The 2,503-nt window shown below is 65.7% G+C and carries 3 protein-coding genes; 2 read left to right on the top strand and 1 reads right to left on the bottom strand.

What is annotated here, in order from left to right:
* The first annotated feature begins 35 nt into the window (after positions 1–35).
* Positions 36–989 carry a bestrophin family protein gene (locus AC1DS3_RS37660; protein ID WP_441639556.1) on the top strand — a complete coding sequence of 318 codons (954 nt, stop codon included), beginning with the start codon at positions 36–38 and terminating at the stop codon, positions 987–989.
* 172 nt (positions 990–1,161) lie between these two features.
* Positions 1,162–2,049, top strand: coding sequence for a class I SAM-dependent methyltransferase (locus AC1DS3_RS37655; RefSeq protein WP_441639557.1), 888 nt, complete (start codon positions 1,162–1,164; stop codon positions 2,047–2,049).
* 72 nt (positions 2,050–2,121) lie between these two features.
* Here the strand turns inward: AC1DS3_RS37655 and AC1DS3_RS37650 are convergent.
* Positions 2,122–2,503 (bottom strand): DUF1415 domain-containing protein (locus AC1DS3_RS37650; protein WP_477129251.1); only part of this gene is annotated, 382 nt, incomplete at its 5' end.

The raw sequence follows: 2,503 nt of genomic DNA, 5'->3' as shown, positions 1-2,503 counted from the left end.
ACGGAACGCCGTGCCGCAATGCCAGAGGATCACAGATGATTGTGCGAGACCGCCCATCGGGACTGAGGTTGTTCCTGGTCCTGCGAGGCTCGATCCTGTCGCGCATCTGGCGCGTGCTGCTGGTGAACCTGCTGGTAGCGGTTGCCGTCACGCTCAGCCACGGCGCGTTCTTCCAGCACAAGGTCACGCTCACGGCCATCCCCTTCACGCTGATCGGCCTGCCGCTGGCCATCTTCCTGGGCTTTCGCAATACCGCCGCCTACGATCGCTTCTGGGAAGGGCGCAAGCTGTGGGGAGAGCTGGTGGTGCGCAGCCAGAACCTGGCACGGCAATGCCTCAGCCTGATCGCGGACAACGTGCCGGACAGCGCCGGCCATAAACCGGCGGGCCTGAGCGACGCGCGCGTGCGCATGATCTCCCGCACGATTGCCTACGCGTACACGCTGCGCAACCGTTTGCGCGGCGCCAGCGCCGCCACCGGCCTGGACTCCGCGTGGCTGCGCCCGGCGGAGCTCGCCGACCTGCAGCGCAGCACCAATGCGCCCGCCTTACTGATGATGCGCATGGGCGAAGACCTGGGCCAGTGCGTGCGGCAGCACCGCGTCGAGCCCTGCCTCGCCGCCGGCATCGACGACACCTTGTCGGCCATGACGGCCACGGCGGTGGCGTGCGACCGCATACACAACACGCCCATCCCGTTCTCGTACACGCTGCTGCTGCACCGTACCGCCTACCTGTATTGTTTTTTGCTGCCGTTCGGGCTAGTGGATACCATCGGCTTCGTCACGCCCGTCGTGGTGGCCATCGTCGCMTACACCTTCTTCGGCCTGGATGCGCTGGGCGATGAGCTGGAAGAACCGTTCGGCACCAGTGCCAACGACCTGCCGCTCGATGCGCTCTGCCGCACCATCGAAATCGGCATGAAGGAAGCGCTGGGCGAGACCGCGCTGCCGCCGCCGCTCGTACCCGTGGATTACTGCCTGCTTTAGCGGGCTGTTTAGCGGGCTGTTCAGGGGGCCTGGCGAGGCGGCGCCGRCATGCGCCGGTTGCACCACTCGCCCGGGCAAGCGCGACTTTCGGTAAACTGCCGTTGTACCGGCGCAGCGTCGTCCGGCTTTGGCGCACGCCTCACCGCTTTTCCCCAGGTTCCAGACATCCCAGATGGCCCAGAAGTCCCCGGCGTCCAAGACGCCCGCCGCACCGGCGCCCAGTCCCCACGAAATCCGTCCCGGCCAGTCCATCGAGCTGCTCAAGGCGCTGCATATCCTCACGCGCGACGGCAAGATGAACCAGGACAGCCGCCGCAAGCTCAAGCAGGTCTACCACCTGTTCCAGTTCATCGAGCCGCTGCTGCAGGACCTCAAGCAGGATCACCCCGACGTGACGCTGGTCGACCACGGCGCCGGCAAGTCCTACCTCGGCTTCATCCTGTACGACCTGTTCTTCAAGGCGCAGCTCGACCAGTCGCACATCTACGGCATCGAGACGCGCGAGGAACTGGTGCGCAGCTCGCAAGAGCTCGCCAGCCGGCTGGATTTCAAGGGCATGTCGTTCCTGAACCTGTCGGTCGCGGATTCGATCACGTCCAATCAGCTTCCGCCCACCATCGACATCGTCACCGCGCTGCACGCGTGCAACACGGCCACGGACGATGCGATCCGCTTCGCGCTGGAAAAGCGCGCCAAGTACATCGTGGTGGTGCCGTGCTGCCAGGCCGAGGTGGCCGGCGTGCTGCGCAAGAACAAGGGCAAGCTGCTGGCCGGCAATCCGCTGACCGAGATCTGGCGCCACCCGCTGCATACGCGCGAGTTCGGCAGCCAGGTGACCAACGTGCTGCGTTGCCTGCAGCTGGAGGCGCACGGCTACCAGGTCAGCGTGACCGAGCTGGTGGGCTGGGAGCATTCGATGAAGAACGAGCTCATCATCGCGCAGTACAAGGACCTGCCGCGCCGCCGCCCGGCCGAGCGGCTGAACGAAGTGCTGCGCACGCTGGGACTGGAAGAGATGGAAGCGCGCTTCTATACGCAGGAGCCGGCTGCCGCCGGCTGAATCTGACTCGCGCCATGCCAACGGCGCGCTGCTGTCCACAAGCTGAAACGCGCCGCTTCCACGGCGCGTTTTTTATGTCCCGCCGGCCTCGGTCATCAGCTTGCGCCAGCCGTCGTGGCCGAGCCGGCGCATGGTTTCCTGGTTGCGCTCGTAGATATCCGACGCATCGGGAAAAGCCGCCACGGCCCGCGCGATGCTGTCTTCGCGCAGCAGGTGCAGGATGGGGTAAGGCGCGCGGTTGGTGTAGTTCTCGATGTCGTCCGGCTCGCTGCCGCCGAACTCGTAATGCGGATGGAAGCTGGCAATCTGCAGGATGCCCGCCAGGCGCAGGCTCTTGAGCAAGCGCTCGGCGAAATAGAGGAAATCGTTGTAGTCGAGAAACCCGGCCAGCGCGCGTGGCACGATCAGCAGGGTCGTGTCGATCTCGGCAGGGTCGGCATCGGCGAGCGTGCGC

The sequence above is a fragment of the Cupriavidus sp. 01L46 genome (assembly GCF_056399905.1).
This window is presented reverse-complemented; position numbering and strand designations above follow the sequence as displayed.

Bases quoted from the DNA above. Each gene is read 5' to 3' on its own strand.
- AC1DS3_RS37655 (WP_441639557.1), top strand. From the start codon at position 1,162: ATGGCCCAGAAGTCCCCGGCGTCCAAGACGCCCGCCGCACCGGCGCCC.